At 52.1% G+C, this 19,584-nt stretch carries 22 protein-coding genes; 12 read left to right on the forward strand and 10 right to left on the reverse strand.

Going from position 1 to position 19,584, the window contains the following annotated elements; genetic code table 11:
- Window position 1 precedes the first annotated feature (1 nt).
- Window positions 2-1,309, reverse strand: coding sequence for a murein hydrolase activator EnvC (gene envC / locus J2125_RS11710; RefSeq protein ID WP_026111757.1), 1,308 nt, complete (start codon window positions 1,307-1,309; stop codon window positions 2-4).
- On the opposite strand from envC, the gene J2125_RS11715 reads away from it, so the two are divergent.
- The 6 genes from J2125_RS11715 (at window position 1,224) to cysE (ending at window position 4,890) form a co-directional block, all read left to right on the forward strand.
- Window positions 1,224-1,427 carry a hypothetical protein gene (locus J2125_RS11715; RefSeq protein WP_198510903.1) on the forward strand — a complete coding sequence of 68 codons (204 nt, stop codon included), beginning with the start codon at window positions 1,224-1,226 and terminating at the stop codon, window positions 1,425-1,427. The genes envC and J2125_RS11715 overlap by 86 nt on opposite strands.
- Window positions 1,428-1,759: 332 nt before the next feature.
- Window positions 1,760-2,191: a rhodanese-like domain-containing protein gene (locus tag J2125_RS11720; protein ID WP_026111756.1), complete on the forward strand. Its 432-nt coding sequence runs from the start codon at window positions 1,760-1,762 to the stop codon at window positions 2,189-2,191.
- A gap of 19 nt (window positions 2,192-2,210) precedes the next feature.
- On the forward strand, window positions 2,211-2,462 hold the full coding sequence (gene grxC, locus J2125_RS11725) for a glutaredoxin 3 (RefSeq protein WP_017801550.1): 252 nt from the start codon (window positions 2,211-2,213) through the stop codon (window positions 2,460-2,462).
- Between the two features lie 48 nt (window positions 2,463-2,510).
- Window positions 2,511-2,975, forward strand: a complete 465-nt coding sequence (gene secB / locus J2125_RS11730) for a protein-export chaperone SecB (RefSeq protein ID WP_017801549.1) — start codon at window positions 2,511-2,513, stop codon at window positions 2,973-2,975.
- Entirely contained in the window at window positions 2,975-3,994 is a 1,020-nt protein-coding gene (gpsA, locus tag J2125_RS11735; protein ID WP_017801548.1) for an NAD(P)H-dependent glycerol-3-phosphate dehydrogenase, read from the forward strand. The genes secB and gpsA overlap by 1 nt, the downstream gene beginning before the upstream one ends.
- A gap of 74 nt (window positions 3,995-4,068) precedes the next feature.
- On the forward strand, window positions 4,069-4,890 hold the full coding sequence (gene cysE / locus J2125_RS11740) for a serine O-acetyltransferase (protein ID WP_017801547.1): 822 nt from the start codon (window positions 4,069-4,071) through the stop codon (window positions 4,888-4,890).
- A 31-nt stretch (window positions 4,891-4,921) separates the two neighbouring features.
- Here cysE and trmL read toward each other — a convergent pair whose 3' ends face one another.
- The 3 genes from trmL to cpxR are packed head-to-tail and all read right to left on the reverse strand — an operon-like array spanning window position 4,922 to window position 7,507.
- Entirely contained in the window at window positions 4,922-5,395 is a 474-nt protein-coding gene (gene trmL, locus J2125_RS11745) for a tRNA (uridine(34)/cytosine(34)/5-carboxymethylaminomethyluridine(34)-2'-O)-methyltransferase TrmL (RefSeq protein ID WP_017801546.1), read from the reverse strand.
- Between the two features lie 43 nt (window positions 5,396-5,438).
- Window positions 5,439-6,812, reverse strand: coding sequence for an envelope stress sensor histidine kinase CpxA (gene cpxA / locus J2125_RS11750; RefSeq protein WP_017801545.1), 1,374 nt, complete (start codon window positions 6,810-6,812; stop codon window positions 5,439-5,441).
- Window positions 6,809-7,507: an envelope stress response regulator transcription factor CpxR gene (gene cpxR / locus J2125_RS11755; protein WP_017801544.1), complete on the reverse strand. Its 699-nt coding sequence runs from the start codon at window positions 7,505-7,507 to the stop codon at window positions 6,809-6,811. The genes cpxA and cpxR overlap by 4 nt, the downstream gene beginning before the upstream one ends.
- Before the next feature lie 152 nt (window positions 7,508-7,659).
- Between cpxR and cpxP the strand changes: the two genes are divergently transcribed.
- Window positions 7,660-8,175 carry a cell-envelope stress modulator CpxP gene (cpxP, locus tag J2125_RS11760; RefSeq protein WP_017801543.1) on the forward strand — a complete coding sequence of 172 codons (516 nt, stop codon included), beginning with the start codon at window positions 7,660-7,662 and terminating at the stop codon, window positions 8,173-8,175.
- Window positions 8,176-8,332: 157 nt separating this feature from the next.
- On the opposite strand, the gene J2125_RS11765 is transcribed toward cpxP, so the two are convergent.
- Together J2125_RS11765 and J2125_RS11770 are read right to left on the reverse strand one after the other, a co-directional pair.
- Complete coding sequence (locus J2125_RS11765; protein WP_026111755.1) at window positions 8,333-9,427, reverse strand: glycosyltransferase family 9 protein; 1,095 nt, start codon at window positions 9,425-9,427, stop codon at window positions 8,333-8,335.
- A gap of 628 nt (window positions 9,428-10,055) precedes the next feature.
- Entirely contained in the window at window positions 10,056-11,156 is a 1,101-nt protein-coding gene (locus tag J2125_RS11770; RefSeq protein ID WP_040462470.1) for a diguanylate cyclase, read from the reverse strand.
- A gap of 245 nt (window positions 11,157-11,401) precedes the next feature.
- Here J2125_RS11770 and fieF point away from each other — a divergent pair, with 245 nt between their 5' ends.
- The 4 genes from fieF (at window position 11,402) to J2125_RS11790 (ending at window position 15,503) form a co-directional block, all read left to right on the forward strand.
- Window positions 11,402-12,304, forward strand: a complete 903-nt coding sequence (gene fieF, locus J2125_RS11775) for a CDF family cation-efflux transporter FieF (protein WP_017801540.1) — start codon at window positions 11,402-11,404, stop codon at window positions 12,302-12,304.
- Between the two features lie 216 nt (window positions 12,305-12,520).
- Window positions 12,521-13,483, forward strand: a complete 963-nt coding sequence (gene pfkA, locus J2125_RS11780) for a 6-phosphofructokinase (RefSeq protein WP_017801539.1) — start codon at window positions 12,521-12,523, stop codon at window positions 13,481-13,483.
- A 148-nt stretch (window positions 13,484-13,631) separates the two neighbouring features.
- Window positions 13,632-14,621, forward strand: coding sequence for a sulfate ABC transporter substrate-binding protein (locus tag J2125_RS11785; protein WP_026111754.1), 990 nt, complete (start codon window positions 13,632-13,634; stop codon window positions 14,619-14,621).
- Window positions 14,622-14,738: 117 nt separating this feature from the next.
- Complete coding sequence (locus J2125_RS11790; RefSeq protein WP_017801537.1) at window positions 14,739-15,503, forward strand: CDP-diacylglycerol diphosphatase; 765 nt, start codon at window positions 14,739-14,741, stop codon at window positions 15,501-15,503.
- A gap of 35 nt (window positions 15,504-15,538) precedes the next feature.
- Here the strand turns inward: J2125_RS11790 and tpiA are convergent, their stop codons facing one another.
- Both tpiA and J2125_RS11800 read right to left on the reverse strand, forming a co-directional pair.
- Window positions 15,539-16,303: a triose-phosphate isomerase gene (gene tpiA, locus J2125_RS11795; protein WP_026111753.1), complete on the reverse strand. Its 765-nt coding sequence runs from the start codon at window positions 16,301-16,303 to the stop codon at window positions 15,539-15,541.
- 123 nt (window positions 16,304-16,426) lie between these two features.
- Window positions 16,427-17,017: a YiiQ family protein gene (locus J2125_RS11800; RefSeq protein ID WP_040462469.1), complete on the reverse strand. Its 591-nt coding sequence runs from the start codon at window positions 17,015-17,017 to the stop codon at window positions 16,427-16,429.
- Between the two features lie 104 nt (window positions 17,018-17,121).
- Between J2125_RS11800 and J2125_RS11805 the strand changes: the two genes are divergently transcribed.
- Window positions 17,122-17,559 (forward strand): DUF805 domain-containing protein, encoded by a 438-nt coding sequence (locus J2125_RS11805; protein ID WP_017801534.1) that lies wholly within the window; start codon window positions 17,122-17,124, stop codon window positions 17,557-17,559.
- Here J2125_RS11805 and fpr read toward each other — a convergent pair.
- A complete protein-coding gene (fpr, locus tag J2125_RS11810; RefSeq protein WP_017801533.1) occupies window positions 17,550-18,296 on the reverse strand; it encodes a ferredoxin--NADP(+) reductase in 747 nt (248 codons plus the stop codon). The genes J2125_RS11805 and fpr overlap by 10 nt on opposite strands.
- A 153-nt stretch (window positions 18,297-18,449) precedes the next feature.
- Window positions 18,450-19,460, reverse strand: coding sequence for a class II fructose-bisphosphatase (glpX, locus tag J2125_RS11815; RefSeq protein WP_017801532.1), 1,011 nt, complete (start codon window positions 19,458-19,460; stop codon window positions 18,450-18,452).
- Window positions 19,461-19,584: the final 124 nt, after the last annotated feature.

Below are 19,584 nucleotides of genomic sequence, written 5' to 3' on the forward strand. Positions count from 1 at the left end.
CTTATCTTCCTAACCACGGCAGTGGATTGACGGCCTGTCCTTGTCGTCTGATTTCAAAATAGAGTGAAGGCGTGCCCCGGCCGCCGCTGGTACCGACCAGCGCGATTGGCTCTCCTGCCTTAACCTGGGTTCCCACGCTCACCAATGCACTTTGGTTGTAGCCATAGAGGCTCATATCGCCTTTACCGTGTTCGACTACGACTACCAGACCGTAGCCCTGCAACCAGTCGGCCATTAACACACGACCATCGGCGATGGCTTTTACTTCGGTGCCTTCCGGTGCGTTAATCACCAGGCCTTTCCAGCGTAGCTCGCCCTGCATGGCTTCGCCAAAGCGATGCTCGATATTGCCGCGCACCGGCCATACCGCCTGGCCTCCGGCGCGACCCAGCCCCCCGGTACGTGACATCAGTGAGCGCTCGCTCTCTGTTGGCTTGTAGGTGGTGCCTTTACTTTTCGCCTGTTGCTGGCGGGCACGAACACGTTCCGCTTCTTTCGCTTCACGTTCGGCACGGGCGCGGGCTTCGCGCTCGGCTTTAGCGATCTTATCCTGCAGGCGCGCCTGGTTCTGACGCATCTCTGTCAGCTGGGCCTGATCTTTTTCCAGCGACGATTCCAGCGTAGTAATGGTTTTCTGACGCGCGACACGCGCCTGTTCCAGTCTGGTCTGCTGGTTTTGCTGCTCGCCAAGCAGGGATTTCTGTTGCGCCTGTTTATCGACCAGCGACGCTTTCTGCGCCGTTAATTCACTACGCGTCTGCTGTAAATCGTCGATATTTTTCTGGCGCGCGTCGTTCAGGTAACCGAAATAGGCAAGGATACGTTCGCTGCGCTGGCTCTCTTCGCCGCTCAGTACCAGTTGCAAACCGTTATGCTGACCCTGGCGGAATGCGGCGTCCAGCTGCTGTGCGAGCAGTTTTTCCTGCTCAATCTGCTGTTTTTGCAGTCTGCTGATCGACGCGTTTAACGCCTCGATCTCTTTATTCAGTGAGGTCAGCGAAATTTGTGTGCTGCGCAGCTTGCGGCTGGCTTCAGCGATGCTTTTTTCCTGGCTCTGCAATTGATTAAGCAGCTGACTACGTTGCTGCTTTTGCAGTTTGACGCTCTTTTCCTTCTCCGCGATGTCCTGCTGGATGGATTTAAGCTGAGACTTACTGTCGTCGGCCGCCTGGCTATAAAAAGGCAGCAGCAAAACGCCAGCGCATAATACGCTGGCGGACAGTGTGGACAATCTTGAGAGTGACGATACGCGGCTGGCCAATCCGTTACCCCGGGTCCGTAAAGATGAAACTGTCGCTTTTTCCCGCATGGGGAAGGATTATTCCACGATGAACAGCGGCTTACCAGTCATCTCTTTGGGGATTTCCATTTCTGGTGGTGGCAGCATGGTGATGATCGGGCGTGGCCAGCACATTTGGCGGTGTTGAGTAATGCAGCAGTCAGCCAGATGGCCGTGGCAAAAGCAGCGGCGCAACCGGTGGTTAACATCATAAAATCCGCATTAATCCCGCTTCCCTGACTGAAAGCGGCGAAACCTTTACTTACAAATGCCAGGCTTATCCGGGCTGCTATACAAAGCTGCTCAGGAACGCAACAGCGCGGCCAGCAATATCCATTTTCAGTGTGATCACACTTTTTTTTGGAATCTACCGCATAAAACGTAACTCTGGCGCCTTCGCGACTGTACATGAGAAGTGGCGCAGGTATACTCAGAAACCTTGTTTTAGCTTATTAACCCGGTTGGGAGTTGTTACCCCTCATGCAAGAAATTATGCAATTCGCAAGCAATCACCCAATATTAGGTATGGCGTGGGTTGTCTTGCTGGTTTTGGTGATCGTGACCACAGTTAAAGGCATGTTCTCTAAAGTAAAAACCATCAGTCGTGGCGAAGCGACACGTCAGATCAATAAAGAAGATGCAGTTGTGGTCGACGTTCGTTCACGTGATGACTATCGTAAAGGTCATATCTCTGGCGCCCTGAACGTGGTGGCGGCAGATATTAAGAAAGGCAATTTAGGCGAGCTGGAAAAGCATAAAGCGCAGCCTGTGATTGTCGTTTGCGCTACCGGAACCTCGGCAGCAGAGTCGGCGGCCCAGCTGAGTGCTGCCGGATTTGCTCAGGTATCGGTACTTAAAGAAGGTGTTGCGGGCTGGAGCGGCGATAATCTGCCCCTCGTTCGTGGAAAATAACCGATTCGAGGTACTGTAAATGGCTAACGTAGAGCTCTATACCAAAGCGACCTGCCCTTTTTGTCATCGTGCAAAAGCACTGTTAAGTGAGAAAGGCGTGGCGTTTCAGGAAATCCCCATTGATGGCGATGCCGATAAGCGGGAAGAGATGATTAAACGTAGCGGCCGGACGACCGTACCTCAAATTTTTATCGATGCGCAGCACATTGGTGGCTGTGACGACTTGTATGCGTTGGATGGACGCGCAGGGCTCGACCCGCTGTTGAAATGATGCTCCGCCAGCGCGATGATGGATTATTAACCAATAGGATTGAGTAAAATGTCAGAACAAAGCTCCAGCGAAATGTCTTTCCAGATTCAGCGTATTTACACTAAAGATATCTCTTTTGAAGCGCCAAACGCGCCACAGGTTTTCCAGAAAGAGTGGGAACCGGAAGTGAAACTGGATCTGGACACTGCATCCAGCCAGCTGGCGGATGGCGTTTTTGAAGTCGTTCTGCGTGTTACCGTAACGGCTACGGTTGAAGAAGATTCTGCATTCCTGTGTGAAGTGCAGCAGGCAGGTATCTTCAGCATCTCCGGTATCGACGGCAACCAGATGGCACATTGTCTTGGCGCATATTGCCCGAACATTCTGTTCCCGTATGCGCGCGAGTGCATCACCAGCCTGGTTTCGCGCGGTACTTTCCCGCAGTTGAACCTTGCGCCAGTAAACTTCGATGCGCTGTTTATGAACTATCTGCAGCAGCAGGGTGAAGGTGCAGAACCCCGTCAGGATGCCTGATGAAAAATCTTAACGCGTCTATGACCGTTATCGGTGCCGGCTCGTACGGCACCGCACTGGCAATTACGCTGGCCCGTAACGGCCACAATGTGTTGTTGTGGGGCCACAATCCGCAGCACCAGGCGCAACTGCAAGCCGATCGCTGTAATGTTGCTTTCCTTCCCGATGTGCCCTTTCCCGATACACTGCTGTTAGAGAGCGATCTCCAGCACGCCATTGCCGCCAGCCGTGATTTACTGGTGGTGGTGCCGAGCCATGTGTTTGGTGATGTTCTGCGTCAGATTAAGCCGTTTTTGCGTGCGGATTCACGCATCGTCTGGGCAACCAAAGGGCTGGAAAAAGAGACAGGTCGTCTGTTGCAGGATGTGGCGCGTGAGATCCTCGGCGATGCCATTCCGCTGGCAGTGATCTCCGGGCCAACCTTTGCCAAAGAGCTGGCGGCGGGTTTACCCACGGCTATTGCGCTGGCGGCGACAGATACACAATTTGCTGAAGATCTGCAGCAGCTGTTGCACTGCGGAAAAAGCTTCCGCGTCTACAACAATCCGGATTTTATCGGTGTGCAGCTGGGCGGCGCAGTGAAAAACGTGATTGCGATTGGCGCCGGTATTTCCGATGGCATCGGCTTTGGCGCTAATGCGCGCACCGCGCTGATTACCCGTGGATTGACGGAAATGACGCGCCTCGGAACCGCACTGGGCGCCGATCCGGTTACTTTTATGGGTATGGCGGGATTGGGCGATCTGGTGCTGACCTGTACCGACAATCAGTCGCGTAATCGTCGTTTTGGTATGATGCTGGGGCAGGGTGTGGATGTTGAGAGCGCCCAGAACACCATCGGTCAGGTAGTGGAAGGTTACCGCAATACGAAAGAAGTCAAAGCGTTAGCGGCTCGCTGTGGCGTAGAAATGCCAATTACCGAGCAAATTTATCAGGTGCTGTATTGCGAAAAAAGTGCCCGCGAGGCAGCATTGACGTTATTGGGTCGCGCAAGGAAGGACGAAAACAGCACCAGCTGATGCAGGAAGCACAGCACCTTCACCTGTAGCGTACCGGTTTTTGCCGGGCGCTGTTTTTTTATCGGGAGAGAGCAATGCCGTCTGAAGAGTTAGAACTGGTCTGGAATAACATCAAAGCTGAAGCCCGTACACTTGCGGACTGTGAGCCGATGTTGGCCAGTTTTTACCATGCGACATTGCTGAAGCACGAAAATCTCGGCAGCGCGCTGAGCTATATGCTGGCGAATAAACTTGCCAACCCGATTATGCCTGCTATTGCCATTCGCGAAGTTATTGAAGAAGCGTACAGCAGAGATCCTTCGATGATTGCGTCGGCCGCCCTTGATATTCAGGCGGTGCGTCTGCGTGACCCGGCGGTGGATAAATACTCCACGCCACTGCTTTATCTGAAAGGCTTCCACGCGTTGCAGGCGTACCGCATTGGCCACTGGCTATGGAATGAAGGGCGTCGCGCACTGGCGGTCTATCTGCAAAATGAAATCTCAGTCTCGTTTGCGGTCGATATCCATCCCGCCGCTCGCATCGGTCACGGCATTATGCTCGACCACGCTACCGGTATTGTGATTGGTGAGACGGCGGTGGTGGAAAACGATGTTTCCATCCTGCAGTCAGTCACCCTCGGCGGTACCGGTAAAACCAGCGGCGATCGCCATCCGAAGATTCGTGAAGGGGTGATGATTGGCGCCGGAGCTAAGATCCTCGGCAATATTGAAGTGGGGCGCGGGGCGAAAATTGGCGCCGGTTCGGTGGTGTTACAACCGATCCCACCACATACCACGGCAGCGGGCGTGCCAGCACGTATTGTCGGTAAGCCTGGCAGCGAGAAACCCTCGATGGAAATGGATCAGCACTTTAACGGTATGGTGTCTGGCTTTGAGTTTGGCGACGGCATCTGATTTTCCGGGGCGGTTTCTCGCCGCCCGCTAGTCACGTTTTAATCACCGCCCCCGCGTAATCCAGTTGCCGCCACGCTTCATACACCACCACTGACACCGCGTTCGACAAATTCATACTGCGACTGTCAGGCTGCATCGGGATGCGAATCTTGTGCTGCGCGGGCAGGGCATCAAGAATGGTCGCGGGCAAACCACGGGTCTCCGGGCCAAACAGCAAGTAATCCCCAGGCTGATAACTCACCGCACTGTGTGCTGGCGTACCTTTGGTAGTCAGCGCAAACAGCCGCTGTGGCGCTTCTGCCGCGAGGAAAACGTTGTAATTGGCATGACGCTTAATATGCGTAAATTCGTGATAATCCAGACCCGCGCGACGCAGGCGTTTATCGTCCCAGGCAAAGCCCATGGGTTCAATCAGATGCAGCTGGAAACCAGTATTGGCGCACAGGCGAATAATATTGCCGGTGTTCGGTGGGATTTCAGGTTCAAACAATACGATATTTAACATCGGTAGCGGCCCTCAATAACGAGGGCCGCAGGATAGCAAAATATTAACGGCTGGAGTACAGCGGCAGCCAGATTGTCAGACGTAAACCGCCCAACGGGCTGTCATCAGCTTTCACCCAGCCACGATGCTGCTGAATGGCGGTTTCAACAATTGCCAGCCCCAGCCCGGTGCCGCCCGATTCGCGATCGCGCGCTTCGTCGGTACGGTAGAAAGGACGGAAGATTTGCTCGCGATCTTCCGCGCTGACGCCCGGGCCATCGTCATCGACATGCACGGTAATACCCTGATTATCTACTGAAAAACTGACGGAAATTCGGGTGTGTGAGTAACGCAGTGCATTGCGCACAATATTTTCCAGTGCGCTGTCCAGCGCATTGGGGTTGCCGTACAGCGGCCATGGCCCTGGCGGGTAGGGCACCTCAAGCGTTTTGCCCATCTGCTCGGCTTCAAATTTCGCGTCGTCCAGCACGCCAGCCCATAGCTGGTTGGCTTTCATTGCCTCACTGACCAGCGCATTTTTGTGCTGAGTCCGCGACAGCACTAGCAGGTCGTTAATCATGCCGTCCAGACGCTGGGCTTCCATCTCAATACGTTGCAGTTCTTTGCCTTCTCCCTGACGGCGACGCATCAGGGCGGTAGCCAGCTGCAGGCGTGTCAGTGGCGTGCGCAATTCATGGGAGATATCTGACAGCAGGCGCTGCTGAGCGGTCATCATTCTTTCCAGCGCGCTTACCATCTGGTTAAAGCTCGAACCGGCGGCGAGGAACTCCTGAGGACCAGCCTCCAGCTCAGGATGTTGTCGCAGGTTGCCGCTGGCGACTTCATCTGCTGCATGCTTAAGTTTACGCGCAGGTTTCGCCAGGCTCCAGGCCAGCCACAGCAGCAGAGGGGAGCTGATAAGCATCGTGACAATCAGTAACAGTAACGGGCGGTCAAACAGCAGGTTAATAAAATCCAGCTGTGAGCTGCCCGCCGGGCGGATCAGATACAGCTGATAATTATCTTCACCGTCGCGCACCGAGAAAGGGCCAACCAGTTCCACGCGGCCATATTTCTTTTTCTGCGGATGATCGGAATTATCAGACTGGCCGATAAAGTTGCGGATAATCTGCATTTCATTGTGCTGGGCGCCAATAACGCGACCTTCACTGGTCACCAGCAGCAGGCGCTGACCAGGCGGCGCCCACTTATCAATCGCGCGGAACAGGCGACGCCACCACATCAAATCGTTTGGTGGATCGTGGCCCAGCTCGGCTTCAACATGCTGTTCAATCATGATTCCCTGGCGCTGCTCACTTTCGAGCAGCGAGGTCATTTGACGGGAATCGAGTTTTGGAACCATCAGTACCAGCATCAACACCAGCGCCAGGGTTAACCAGAAGATGGCGAAGATGCGGGTGGTCAAACTACTTATCATGTTGCGGAGACCATTAAATACCCGCGTCCACGTAACGTTTTAAACCACGGATGCCCGTCACGGCGCTCAGGCAGTTTGCGGCGAAGATTAGAAATATGCATATCAATAGCGCGATCAAACGGTGTCAGGCGCTTACCCAGCACTTCCTGGCTTAAGTGTTCACGCGATACAACCTGGCCGAGATGCTGCGCCAGTAAGTAAAGCAGAGTGAACTCAGTGCCGGTCAGATCGAGGGTAACGCCGTCGAAGCTGGCTTCCTGGCGGCCTGGGTTCAGGCGCAGAAAATCGACTTCCAGCGTCGGGGAGCTATTGTCATGCTGCTGTTGTTGCTCACTCCAGTTCGAACGCCGCAAAATCGCACGTATACGCGCGACCAGTTCACGATCGTTGAATGGCTTAGGCAGATAGTCATCTGCACCCAGTTCAAGCCCCAGAACGCGGTCCAGCTCGCTACCGCGGGCTGTCAGCATAATCACTGGCGTTTGATGCTGCTGGCGTAATTCTTTCAAAGTGTCGATACCGTTTTTCTTCGGCATCATGACATCAAGTAATAACAGATCGATGGAGCTGTCGAGGATATTGAGCGCCTGCTCGCCATCGCTGGCGACAACCACGTCAAACCCTTCCATTTCCAGCAACTCTTTTAGTAGCGAAGTTAATTCGCGGTCATCATCAACCAACAGGATTTTATTCATTTTTTATTTCCCTCCGCAGGCAAAATACCTTGATCCCATGGCCTCAATCCATCGCTTTACGTAGTTTTACACCCCCTGACGCTAGTTTGCAGCCATCTCCGTACACTGGACCTCGTTGAATCGAAATACGGAAACATAACCGGGAGTGAACGATGCGCAACTTAACCGCCGTCGTCATTGTTTCAGCGATGGCAGTCAGTTTCTCCAGCGCATGGGCAGCAGACGTAACGACGATTGATGAGATGCATCAAGATGACGACGGATTGACGAATCGCAGTATGACGCAAAATTCGCAAAGTCACATGTTTGATGGCATCAATCTGACAGAGCAGCAGCGTCAGCAAATGCGAGACCTGATGCAGCAAGCGCGTCATGAGCGTTCTCCCATTAGTATTAGCGATTTAGAAACCATGCATGACTTAGTCATTGCAGACAAATTTAATGAAACGGCCGTCAAGGCTCTGGCAGAAAAGTTAGCACAAGCTCAGGTTGAAAGGCAGGTCGAAATGGCCCGCGTTCGCAACCAGATGTATCACCTGTTAACGCCCGAGCAGCAGGACGTTTTAGAAAAGCGACATCAGCAGCGCATGAAAGAGATGCGCAAGCTAACGAATGTGCAGCAGTCTTCATCGCTGCAGGCAGTGAGTAGTACCGGCAGTAACCAGTAACATAGTATCCCTGTTTTCCTTGCCATAGACACCATCCCTGTCTTCCCCCTCATGATGAGGGGGTTTTTTTTATCATGATTTTGATGTTCCCACCATTCATCATAAAGTGACTGGCGGTCACCGGCTGGCTTGAGAAGTTTTATGCTTCTGCGCTTACTCAATGCCTCTCGTGATTTTCGCCAGAGAGATCGCGCTCTAATGCTTCAACCGCAGCCTTAATAAACGGAAATGCATTGCTGATGACGTAATCGCTCACTTGAGCATCTTCAATCACAATCTGCGTTGCCCTCTCGTAGTTAGGCGCCCAGATTTTATAACCTGACAACCCCGTATCTTTTAACTTTCTCTTGTTATAAATCGAAACGAGCTGGCGGTTTATCGCATTTGCGATATGTACGATTGAAGTATCAGTACTCACTACCACGTCAGATATTCTTACAGTTTCAATTGCTGTATTGATGGTGCTGTTTTGCATAACATAAGCACCCTGATCAGCAAAAGATTGCACCTTTTTAGTCTGGCCAATCATGACAACTTTAATTGCGGGATTCAGCGAATGAATAAAAGCAATTAACTCAATTATCTGTCCGGCGGAGAAATCTTTATCTTCCGCACCAGAGAATGGATTAATTGCAATAATAATATCACTGTTGCTGTAGTCTAAGTTATGCTCAATTCTGTTGCGTTCGTCATGGCTGGTGCCGAGGCGATAGGGAATAATATCCGCATCGACATTAAACAAACGTAATATTTTCTTATGACGCTCAGTGATGTGCTGCTCTTCATTGAGATACTCAATGGGAATGTTGTAGATATTAAGGCCGTTCTTGTTGAAACCAACATGGTGGCGTGCTTTCAGACGCCACGCCAGTTTAAGGCGTTCGAAATCATGCACGTCGTCAACGTCAATAACTACATCAAATTTCTCAGCCCGCAACTCATTCAGAGACATTCTTTTTTTATAAAGAATAACCTTGTCGAGGTATGGACAGTTTCTCAACATTTCGCAGCATAAAGGCCCGGTGAGAACAGAAACGTGATACCCCCGTTCCGCCAGAAGATGAGCAGTACCAGTAGAAACAACCATATCACCAATTTTATCGTCCAGGCGCAGTAACAGCACTTTGCGCACGGCTAATGGATCAAATGTCCGTTCAAAACGTTGTGTTTTTAAAAAAGAAATTAATGCAGATTTCTTAATTTCCCTTAGAAAATTATTTTTGGTTCTGTTTATCTTGCGCAGGAAACTCATAAAACACCCATTATAACTGTCTTACTTCGCTAATGGCTGCATGCGTAGGCCGTTCATTCGGCAGAGTAAACGGCATAACATCTAACCGGGCTACTTTTTTTTGTGATCGTGTAACAGAGTACCTTCTTTTTGATAATAATTAAACTTGCATATGATTGTTGATGTAACACTTTTTAGGCTATCTATATGCAACTCTTCACGGCAGTTCTGCTGATGACACAGAACTCACTATGAGTGGGTCTATGCTTATGTCTGCCTCGATAGCAACTGAAGGCGCGCATTGAGATAATGAGTAATCCGCATCAACCGATATGGAAGTAAGCACTTCATTTTGCGGATGAACGTTAACAACTACCTGCATTGAAGGTTTATAACGGGCTTCAGGCCGTAAGGCTGACGCCGACGAGTGGTAGTGAGTCTGAGCGTAAAAAGTAGCGCTGCTGCTGGGCATGGCTATGAAACATGTTTAAAAAGCCCGCCGATATTTCATCACCCGGCGCTTTTATTAGTGAATCAGAAAGAAAACGCGCCACGCGGAAAACATTCCTCAGGCGTATGCCCTGCATTTCCCCCTTTTAAGAGGAAGAGGGGAGAATGCGGCTTTTTTGCTTTTTTCACGCCCGAATCACTAAGCCTCTGCCCCTGGCTCCTGGAAACTGTGCAAACTGATGTGGCCGTCAGACATCCTGAAGCCGTTTTTGCCGGCGCGTTTGGTCTCATACAGCGCGTGATCGGCGTGGCGCAACCATTCCGACGCTGATGTCGCCACTTTTGCTGATGCGATACCAATACTGACGGTGCAGCGATAGACTTCATCGCAGGGAAGGCGGATTTTCTCTATTCTCTCAAGCATCTTTGCGGCCAGCTGGAAAGCATTATGCTCATCACTGTGATGGATTATTACCGCCAGCTCATCGCCGCCAAATCTTGCCGGCACATCTTTTGCGCTGATGACATCGCGCAACGCCTCAGAGACTTCAGCCAGCAAAAAATCACCAACCTCATGACCGTAGCTATCATTTACCTGCTTAAAATTATCAACATCCAGCAGCATCAGGTATGCCGTATGGGTGCCCCGCTGCGATTGCAGCCAGGCGCTGGCCAGCCGCTGTTCGAACAGGCGGCGGTTCGGAATATGCAGACGGGGATCCAGTAATGCTACTCGCTCAAACTCCCGGCTTTTATCACGCAGCCGCACGGTCAGCTGGCGTGAGAGGATACTTAGCGCCACCAGGTAAACGGTGGCCAGCGGCAGCGTAAGCCAGACGGTCTTCGCGCTGAAATTTAAACGGATCGGGCATCCTGTAGCGGACCAGACGATAATAAACGTCAGGCAGAAAGCGAACAGCGCAGGCCTCAGCTGCTTCCATCCGCCCGCGGCGTATCGGTCAGAAATTTGAATCGCCAGAATGACGCAAGAGGGGATGGGGCTGATGCCCATTAACGCCACCCACATCCCACCCCACAAAGCATCGATGGTCAGGCTGCGTTGTTCGACCTTGACCAGATCTTTCGAGCGGGTGCTTAGCAGATAAGCGGCGGCGGGCCACAGAAAAGCATTTAATCCCAGCATGACTAATGTGATTTTCCCGGCACCGTTTTCCAGCAGCACTGACATTATCGGAAAAAAGCACAAAAATGTTCCCAGCTGACGCATCAGAAACATGCGACGAACAAAGCGCAAGCTGCGGATCTTTAAATATTCGTCATCATTGGGAAGCAAGATCATAACACCAGCCGGCGGCATACGTTGAATAAGGGTCAATTTAGCAAAAATCCGCAGAGGAATGGCACTATTTAACGGGCGTGCAGCGAATATGTTGCTTTTCTGACTTAAGATGTTTTGTCAGCCTGCATATCCGGCAGAAAAACGTATCTGATCGCCTGGGCTGGCTGATAGTGTGATAAACACGCCGGGGCTTTTTTCCCCTTAATTTCAGTATACTGACACGCCAATATCCTGCGGAGTGCGGCATGAATCCTCAATATGCACGTCTGGTTAATGCAGCAGCGGTTGCGGCAACGGTTCTGGCTTCGCTACTGCTCATTATCAAAATATTTGCCTGGTGGTATACCGGCTCGGTTAGCGTGCTGGCAGCGCTGGTCGATTCACTGGTCGATATCGCCGCCTCGCTGACCAATCTGCTGGTGGTGCGTTACTCACTGCAACCGGCTGATGCTGAACATACGTTTGGCCATGGTAAAGCGGAGTCGCTGGCGGCGCTGGCGCAAAGCATGTTTATCTCTGGTTCAGCACTGTTTCTGTTTCTTACCGGCATTCAGCACCTTGCACAGCCGGCAACCCTGCATGCGCCACTGGTGGGGATAATTGTGACGGTGATTGCGCTGTTCTCCACGCTGGGGCTGGTGGCTTTTCAACGTTGGGTGGTGCGCAAAACCCGCAGCCAGGCGATTCGTGCTGATATGCTGCACTATCAATCCGATGTGGTAATGAATGGCGCAATTTTGATCGCACTGGCGTTAAGCTGGTATGGTTTCTCACGCGCCGATGCGCTGTTTGCGCTGGGTATCGGGGTATGGATCCTCTATAGCGCGCTGCGTATGGGTTACGAAGCGGTACAATCTTTACTGGATCGTGCTTTACCCGACGATGAACGTAATGAGATTATTGATATTGTCTCTTCGTGGCCTGGGGTCAGTGGCGCCCATGAGTTACGCACGCGCCAGTCGGGTCCGACGCGCTTTATCCAGCTCCATCTGGAGATGGATGACCATCTGCCGCTGGTGCAGGCACATCTGGTGGCCGAGCAGGTTGAACAGGCATTGCTGCGGCGGTTTCCCGGAGCAGATATTATTATTCACCAGGATCCCTGTTCGGTGGTTCCGGCTGAGCGGCAGGGGTTTTTCGAGTTATAACCTAAGGTTATTAAGCAGATAGCGGATGAATAGTTCAAAGCGAGAGGCTAAGCAGATATTTTTGCCGAAACTTGTCTGACCTGAATCAATTCAGCCAGAAGTGTTTGATATACTATGTGTCATTATCAGGCGATAAGCTCGCTATCTGTTTTTACGCGCCGTGGCCTTCCGGCGTACTGAATTCATCACTTTGCATCAACAAGTTCAGAGGTTGTCATGATCAAAAAAATCGGTGTACTGACAAGTGGCGGTGACGCTCCGGGAATGAACGCAGCTATTCGTGGGGTCGTTCGCGCGGCACTGAGTGAAGGTCTGGAAGTTTTTGGTATTTATGATGGCTATCTGGGCTTGTATGAAGATCGCATGACCAATCTCGATCGCTATAGCGTGTCCGATATGATTAACCGTGGCGGCACTTTCCTCGGCTCCGCGCGTTTTCCGGAGTTCCGCAATGATGAAGTGCGTATGGTCGCGATTGATAATATGAAAAAGCGTGGCATTGATGCGCTGGTGGTGATTGGCGGCGATGGCTCCTATATGGGCGCCAAACGTCTGACCGAGATGGGTTTCCCCTGCATCGGCCTGCCAGGCACCATTGATAACGACGTTGCCGGTACTGACTACACCATCGGCTATTTCACCGCGCTGGAAACGGTAGTTGAAGCAATTGACCGTCTGCGCGATACCTCTTCCTCGCACCAGCGTATTTCGATTGTAGAGGTGATGGGCCGTTACTGTGGCGATTTGACGCTGGCGGCAGCGATTGCTGGCGGCTGTGAGTTTATCGTGCTGCCGGAAATCCCTTACACCCGTGAAGAGCTGGTGGAGGAGATCAAAGCGGGCATCGCCAAAGGTAAAAAGCATGCGATCGTGGCGATCACTGAGCATATCTGTGATATCGATGATCTGGCGAAGTTTATTGAAGCAGAAACTAAACGTGAAACTCGCGCCACGGTGCTGGGCCATATTCAGCGTGGCGGTGCGCCGGTAGCCTACGACCGTATTCTGGCCTCACGTATGGGCGCTTACTCTATCGAACTGCTGTTGCAGGGCTATGGCGGACGTTGTGTCGGTATTCAGAATGAGAAGATGGTGCATCATGACATTATTGATGCCATTGAAAATATGAAGCGTCCGTTTAAAGGCGACTGGCTGGATACGGCGAAAAAACTCTACTGATTGCGTTTCAGACAGAGGCGCTGCAGGTTCAGCGCCTTTGTTATGCAAAGATATATTCCATTAAGATATAAAGGTTACTTTTTAATTCTTTAAATCACCGATAACTTTGTGTCACGCTTCTCGCATAACAACATTGGGAGTGTGTGCGATGAATAAGTGGAGTGTGGGTTTTACCCTGTTACTGGCTTCAACCAGCGTGCTGGCAAAAGATATTCAGCTGCTGAATGTGTCTTACGATCCAACGCGTGAATTATACGAGCAGTACAACAAAGCTTTCAGCGCACATTACAAGCAGGAAACCGGTGACAATGTGGTTATCCGCCAGTCACACGGTGGTTCAGGCAAGCAGGCGACCTCAGTGATTAACGGCATTAAAGCCGATGTGGTCACGCTGGCGCTGGCTTCGGATGTTGATGCCATTGCCGAACGTGGCCGCATTGATAAAAACTGGATCAAACGTCTGCCAGACAACTCCGCACCTTATACCTCCACCATCGTATTCCTGGTTCGCAAAGGCAATCCTAAGCAAATCCATGACTGGCCAGATTTGATTAAGCCAGGTGTCGCGGTGATTACGCCAAATCCGAAAACGTCGGGCGGTGCACGCTGGAACTATCTGGCGGCGTGGGGCTATGCACTGGACAAGAACCATGGCGATCAGGCGAAAGCACAGGCGTTTGTCAAAGATCTGTTTAAGAATGTCGAAGTACAGGATTCCGGTGCGCGTGGCGCCACTAACACCTTTGTTGAGCGTGGCATCGGCGACGTGCTGATTGCATGGGAAAACGAAGCTTACCTGGCGGTAAATAAGCTGGGCAAAGATAAGTTTGAGATTGTCACCCCAAGCGAATCGATTCTGGCGGAGCCAACGGTTTCTGTCGTCGATAAAGTGGTCGACGAGCGCGAGTCGCGTAAAGTGGCCGATGAGTACCTGAAGTATCTCTACTCGCCAGAAGGTCAGGAGATCGCGGCGCAGAACTACTATCGCCCGCGTGATGCTACGGTAGCGAAGAAATATGCCAGTACTTTCCAGCCGGTCAATCTGTTTACCATTGATGGTAAATTTGGCGGCTGGACCGCTGCACAGAAGACCCACTTTTCCGAAGGCGGTAGTTACGATCAGATTATGAAGCGTTAATTAGCCACCGGGCAGGCGGTATTGATTGCCGCCTGCTGCTGTCACTATGCAATGCGTGACTTTTATCGGCACTTCGGCGACTATTTTTCCGGGTGAAAAGATTAAAAGGTGACGCTGATGCACGGAAGAAATCGCGCGGCTACGGTGATCGCGCTGATCATTGCACTACTGGTGGCAGGTCTGGCGATCGCGGCGCTAAGTTTTCAAAAAAATGCTGATGCGCTGTGGCAAATCGTCAGTGAGAAATGTGTACCAGGCCAGCAACAACATGGCAATCCCGCGCCTTGCGAGAATGTTGATATGGCTCAGGGCTATGTCACCATGAAGGATCGCAACGGGCCGCTGCAATATTTACTGATGCCGGTCGCCAGAATCAGCGGTATCGAAAACCCACTGCTGCTTAACTCGCGAACACCCAACTTCTTTTTTCAATCCTGGCGGGAACGTCACTTAATGGCCGACAAGCGCGGCGCACCGGTTGCCGATAATGCAATTTCGCTGGCGATTAATTCGCAGTATGGCCGTACGCAGAATCAGCTGCATATTCATATCTCTTGTCTGCGGCCGGATGTGCGTCAGCAGCTCAATCAGCTGGCGCCGTCATTAAGTCAGCACTGGCAATCTGCCACCCTGTTAAACCACCCTTATCTGCTCAGAGCGTTGACGGTTGAACAACTGGCGCAGCAGAGCGCGTTTATCCGTCTGGCGGATGAAGTGCCGGATGCGCATGCAGCAATGGGAAAATATGGTCTGGCGCTGGCAGCATTGCCGGATGGCCGTCTGGTGCTGATGGCGATTGAGCGTAACTGGCTGAAGTTAAATCGTGGTTCGGCAGAAGAGGTGCAGGATCATAACTGTAAGATCCTCGATAAAGCGGCATAAATAACGGGGACGACGATAGCGCCGCCCCGTGGGGGTTATTTCTTCGCTGCGGCAGCGGCTTTCACGATGACCGCAAAGGCGTCTGCTTTCAGAGAAGCACCACCGACCAGCGCGCCGTCGATATCAGGCTGGGTAAACAGTTCTGCTGCGTTTTTATCGTTAACAGAACCGCCGTACTGAATGATCACCTGGTTAGCAATAGCGGCATCTTTCTTCGCGATATGGTCGCGAATAAATTTGTGTACTGCCTGAGCCTGCGCCGGGGTGGCGGATTTGCCGGTGCCGATCGCCCATACTGGCTCGTAAGCCACTACCACACCTTCGAACGCCGCTGCGCCCTGCGTTTCCAGCACTGCATCAAGCTGGCGTGCGCATACTTCTTCAGTCTGGCCCGCTTCGTTCTCTGCTTCGGTTTCACCGATGCACAATACCGGAACCAGACCTGCGGCTTTCACCACGGCAAATTTCTTCGCGATAAACTCATCGCTCTCTTTATGGTAAGTACGACGCTCAGAGTGGCCGATAATAATGTATTTCGCGCCGATATCTTTCAGCATATCTGCGGAAACTTCACCGGTGAACGCGCCAGACAGGTTAACGTCGACGTTCTGTGCGCCCAGAGCAATATAGCTACCAGAAATGGCATGTTTAGCCTGGTCCAGGTACAGCGCCGGTGGTGCGATAGCAACGCCGCAACCATCAACGGTGCTCAGCTCTTTACGCAGACCTTCGATCAACTCGTTGACCATATGTTTGTTGCCGTTCAGTTTCCAGTTACCCATCACTAATGGATGTCGCATCATATCCTCCACGCTTAACGTGATACTTTGAAGTAGCACTGCCATCAGACAGTGTTGTCTGCCAGACAGTATAGAGATCAAAACCGTGAAAGGCTTTGCTTTTCGTCATCTTTGCCTGTGCTGTTAAGGGGTTGCCAGCGAGAGTTTTATCGGCTCAATGGCAAAGGTCAGGCCCTTTTCACCATTATCCGCCACCACAAAGCGCAGAGCACCCTCCGTCTGGGTAAAATAACGCGATCCTTTACCTTTATTCAGTAAATTATTCATGCGCTTAGTGGCTTCTTCGGCGGAAATTCCCGGCACAAAAAAGCGCATCATGGCGGTCATATAAGCCAGCGCTTTTTCATGAGCGCTCTTCTCTTCCGCACCCTGAATCGGCAGCCAGGTAATCTGCAACGTTTTGATTTTTCCGGTGCCGTGTTCCAGCGCGGTGGAAGCATACAGGTTTTCGTTAATTTTACTGGCGGCGCGGGTCAGATTGCTTTTGTCATCGCGATTATCGATGGCGCGGTATTCACTAATCGGTAACTCAGGATTGGCAAGATTATACTTTTCACGAAACTGCGCGATGGTCATATCGAAAGTGGGCGCACCCGCCAGCAGGTAGGGGGCGGCAGGCATATGTTCAGCGCGATCCTGCGGCTCGGGATCCGCCCAGGCGGTTTGCCACAGTAAACATCCTATTATTAATGCCATGCCACGCGCTTTCTTCATTTTGTTGACCCTAACCAGTAAACTCAGCCAACGATTAGAACGGTTTTTACCCGCCAAAGTCAAAAGCTGCGGCCTTTTATTGATGCTTTTTCCGGGACGGATGCATGACTCTACAACAATGGTGCTTTTCTTACCGCGGTCGTCTGGGACGCCGTGACTTCTGGATCTGGCAGGCTGTGTGGCTGATCGCAATGGTGCTGCTGTTCAGTCTGGCGGGTAATGGCTGGCTGGATACGCAGATGGCGGCGTTTGGCGTGGTGTGCCTGCTGTGGCCATCGAGTGCGGTGATGGTGAAGCGTTTGCATGACCGCAATAAAAAAGGTTACTGGGCGCTACTGGTAATTGTGGCGTGGATACTGCTGGCGGGCAACTGGGCAGTGCTGGGTGAAAGCTGGCACTGGATATCAGGCCGTTTTATCCCCACGCTGATCTTTATCATGATGCTGCTTGAACTGGGGGTCATTACCGGCACCGCCGGTGACAACCGCTTCGGCAGTGCCGCGCAGCCGGTAAATTACCTCAGGAAAGCGGATTACCAGTAATGCTCACTGGTCATATGACCAGGTTTACGCCGCAGATGTTTACGCATCTGACGGGTATCTTTCAGCAACTGCTGGGTGTCCCGCACCATCTGCGGATTACCACACAGCATAATGTGACTGGTTTCCGCATCGATTTTCAGGTTAACGGCCTGCTCCAGCTGGCCACTCTCAATCAGCGCCGGTACGCGGCCCGTCAGTGAACCGGCAACCTCTTCGCGGCTGACGACCGTCTGAATCTGTAGTTTGCCGTTATAGCGTTGCTGTAGCTGCTGCATCAGTGGCAGATAACTGAGGTCGGCGGCAAAGCGCGCGGCGTGCACCAGTACAATATGGCGAAAGCGATCCAGATCTTTGCCTTCCTGCAAAATCGACAGGTAAGGGCCAATGGCAGTGCCGGTGGCCAGCATCCACAGGGTTTCGCATTCGGGGATCTCGTCGAGAACAAAAAAGCCGGCGGCATCTTTGGTAATCATCAGTTCATCGCCTGGCCTCAGCGCAAACAGGCGCGGGCTAAGTTTGCCTTCCGGCACGGTGACCAGATAGAACTCGAGGTTTTTATCACTGGGAGCATTTACATAGGAGTAAGCGCGCTGCACACGTTCGCCGTCAACTTCCAGCGCCAGCTTGGCGTACTGACCAGCATTAAACGCCGCCACGGGTGCATGCACGGTGATACTGAACAAACTATCGGTCCAGTTAGTCACTTTGGTCACTTTTCCGGTGATCCACTCAGCCATGAAAACTCCTTAATGGTTGATTTTAGCTCGCTATTTTCGTCTGCTGTCATCTTCGCCAGGCTGCGGGGTTTTTTCCACCCCCCAACCTGCGGCAAAGCTCGTATCGACAAATTTGCCCCGCCATTAAGCACAATCTGGACGTAGTACTATAGATTACAAAATATATTGATGCAGGTCGGCATCTTTACGGTCAAGGTAGTGGATCGACTGAATGCGGCGAATGGTGCGTGATTTTCCGCGAATCAGCAGGGTTTCGGTGGTCGCCATATTGCCGTTGCGGGTGATGCCTTTTAGCAGATCGCCACTGGTGATGCCGGTGGCGGAAAAAATAACGTTATCGTTACGCGCCATCTCATCCAGTTGCAGTACTTCACCTGCCGTAATGCCCATTTGCTGACAGCGCGCCAGTTCCTGTTCGCCAATGCGGCGATTCTCCTGATTATCGCCTTTGACCACATGACGCGCCAGTAAACGGCCCTGCATATCGCCATCCAGCGCGCGAATCACCGCTGCGGACACCACACCTTCCGGCGCACCGCCAATGCCATACAGCACGTCAACTTCACTGTCCGGCATACAAGTAAGAATCGAGGCGGCAACGTCGCCATCAGGGATAGCGAAAACGCGCACCCCCAGCTGCTGCATCTGACGAATAATCTCATCGTGACGCGGTTTTGCCAGAATGGTGACGGTCAGAGTGTTGAGCGGCTTGCCGAGCGCGGAGGCAATACGCTGTAAATTCTCCGCCAGCGGCAGATTCAGATCGATACAGCCTTTGGCGGCTGGTCCGACAATCAGCTTTTCCATATACATATCAGGTGCGTGCAGGAATGTGCCTTTATCGCCGACCGCCAGTACCGCCAGCGCATTGGCCTGACCCATTGCCGTCATACGCGTGCCTTCGATCGGGTCGACGGCGATATCTACCGCATCGCCCTTGCCGGTGCCGACCTTTTCACCGATATACAGCATCGGTGCTTCATCAATTTCCCCTTCGCCAATCACGATCTGCCCGTCAATATCGACTTTGTTCAGCGTGATGCGCATGGCATGCACGGCGGCGCCATCGGCGGTATTTTTATCTCCGCGTCCTAACCACTTATAACCAGCCAGCGCGGCAGCTTCGGTAACACGTGAAAATTCAATGGCGAGTTCTCGTTTCATGATTTGCCTCGGGGAGTAGATGAGGCGAAGAGTTTATCACAGATACACTTTGCCCCTGGGAAATGGGACAGTGCAAATCATTGACACGGGCGGCGATAACGCCGTCATTGCGGGGGAACATGAA

The organism is Winslowiella toletana (assembly GCF_017875465.1).
GTDB lineage: Bacteria > Pseudomonadota > Gammaproteobacteria > Enterobacterales > Enterobacteriaceae > Erwinia > Erwinia toletana.